The sequence below is a fragment of the Acidovorax sp. 22279 genome, from assembly GCF_052045435.1.
Classification (GTDB): Bacteria; Pseudomonadota; Gammaproteobacteria; order Burkholderiales; family Burkholderiaceae_C; genus Acidovorax; species Acidovorax delafieldii.
In genome coordinates this window covers 231426-233925 of sequence record NZ_JBQEOV010000001.1, presented here as the reverse complement: position 1 = coordinate 233925, position 2500 = coordinate 231426, and the positions used below count along the sequence as shown (strand labels likewise).

Sequence of the window (2500 nt, the reverse complement as noted above, 5' to 3'; positions counted from 1 at the left end):
CATGGCCAGGATGAAGGTGCCGTAACAGGTACTGGAGGTCCGAACCCACTAGTGTTGCAAAACTAGGGGATGAGCTGTGGATAGGGGTGAAAGGCTAAACAAACTTGGAAATAGCTGGTTCTCTCCGAAAACTATTTAGGTAGTGCCTCAAGTATTACCTGCGGGGGTAGAGCACTGTTTAGGCTAGGGGGTCATGGCGACTTACCAAACCTATGCAAACTCCGAATACCGCAGAGTACAGCTTGGGAGACAGAGCACCGGGTGCTAACGTCCGGACTCAAGAGGGAAACAACCCAGACCGCCAGCTAAGGTCCCTAAAATTGGCTAAGTGGGAAACGAAGTGGGAAGGCTAAAACAGTCAGGATGTTGGCTTAGAAGCAGCCATCATTTAAAGAAAGCGTAATAGCTCACTGATCGAGTCGTCCTGCGCGGAAGATGTAACGGGGCTAAGCCAGTTACCGAAGCTGCGGATTTGCAATTTATTGCAAGTGGTAGGAGAGCGTTCTGTAGGCCTGTGAAGGTGTCTGGTAACGGATGCTGGAGGTATCAGAAGTGCGAATGCTGACATGAGTAGCGTTAAAGGGGGTGAAAAGCCCCCTCGCCGTAAGCGCAAGGTTTTCTACGCAACGTTCATCGGCGTAGAGTGAGTCGGCCCCTAAGGCGAGGCAGAGATGCGTAGCTGATGGGAAACAGGTCAATATTCCTGTACCGATCAATAGTGCGATGTGGGGACGGAGAAGGTTAGCTCAGCCAACTGTTGGATATGTTGGTTCAAGCCTGTAGTCGTGCTCGGTAGGCAAATCCGCCGGGCTTAGATGAGGGGTGATAACGAGTCTGCTTGCAGACGAAGTGAGTGATACCCTGCTTCCAGGAAAAGCCACTAAGCTTCAGCTATTGACGACCGTACCGCAAACCGACACTGGTGCGCGAGATGAGTATTCTAAGGCGCTTGAGAGAACTCAGGAGAAGGAACTCGGCAAATTGATACCGTAACTTCGGGAGAAGGTATGCCCCAAGTAGGTGAACTCGTACAGAGGGAGCCCAACGGGGTTGCAAAAAATCGGTGGCTGCGACTGTTTAATAAAAACACAGCACTCTGCAAACACGAAAGTGGACGTATAGGGTGTGACGCCTGCCCGGTGCTGGAAGATTAAATGATGGGGTGCAAGCTCTTGATTGAAGTCCCAGTAAACGGCGGCCGTAACTATAACGGTCCTAAGGTAGCGAAATTCCTTGTCGGGTAAGTTCCGACCTGCACGAATGGCGTAACGATGGCCACACTGTCTCCTCCTGAGACTCAGCGAAGTTGAAATGTTTGTGATGATGCAATCTCCCCGCGGAAAGACGGAAAGACCCCATGAACCTTTACTGTAGCTTTGTATTGGACTTTGAACAGATCTGTGTAGGATAGGTGGGAGGCTTTGAAGTGAGGACGCTAGTTCTCATGGAGCCAACGTTGAAATACCACCCTGGTGTGTTTGAGGTTCTAACCTAGGTCCATTATCTGGATCGGGGACAGTGCATGGTAGGCAGTTTGACTGGGGCGGTCTCCTCCCAAAGCGTAACGGAGGAGTTCGAAGGTACGCTAGTTACGGTCGGACATCGTGACGATAGTGCAATGGCATAAGCGTGCTTAACTGCGAGACTGACAAGTCGAGCAGATGCGAAAGCAGGACATAGTGATCCGGTGGTTCTGTATGGAAGGGCCATCGCTCAACGGATAAAAGGTACTCTGGGGATAACAGGCTGATACCGCCCAAGAGTTCATATCGACGGCGGTGTTTGGCACCTCGATGTCGGCTCATCTCATCCTGGGGCTGTAGCCGGTCCCAAGGGTATGGCTGTTCGCCATTTAAAGAGGTACGTGAGCTGGGTTTAAAACGTCGTGAGACAGTTTGGTCCCTATCTTCCGTGGGCGCTGCAGATTTGAGGAAGCCTGCTCCTAGTACGAGAGGACCGGAGTGGACACACCTCTGGTGTATCGGTTGTCACGCCAGTGGCATTGCCGAGTAGCTAAGTGTGGAAGAGATAACCGCTGAAAGCATCTAAGCGGGAAACTCGTTTCAAGATGAGATCTGCCGGGGCCTTGAGCCCCCTAAAGAGTCGTTCAAGACCAGGACGTTGATAGGTCAGGTGTGGAAGCGCAGTAATGCGTTAAGCTAACTGATACTAATTGCTCGTGCGGCTTGACCCTATAACTTTGATAGCCAACACGCAACCAGCGTGAAGCTCAAAGTCTGTTATGCCAAGTTAGACGCAGTCAAATACACAAAATCTGATTCCAGACTCTATGAATTCGCCAGGCAGTTCACAAAAACTGCCCAGCACCAAGTTATGCCTGATGACCATAGCAAGTTGGTCCCACTCCTTCCCATCCCGAACAGGACAGTGAAACGACTTTGCGCCGATGATAGTGCGGGTTCCCGTGTGAAAGTAGGTCATCGTCAGGCTCTTACAGCCCAGAAAACCCCAGTCAGATATGACTGGGGTTTTTTGCTTT

At 51.1% G+C, this 2500-nt stretch carries 2 rRNA genes (1 of these 2 running past the window's edge); both read left to right on the top strand.

Features of this window, described 5'->3' with window-relative positions:
- A 23S ribosomal RNA gene (locus tag ACTJKQ_RS01030) occupies positions 1-2194 on the top strand; it begins 685 nt to the left of the window's first position.
- A gap of 143 nt (positions 2195-2337) precedes the next feature.
- Positions 2338-2450, top strand: a 5S ribosomal RNA gene (rrf, locus tag ACTJKQ_RS01025).
- Positions 2451-2500: the final 50 nt, after the last annotated feature.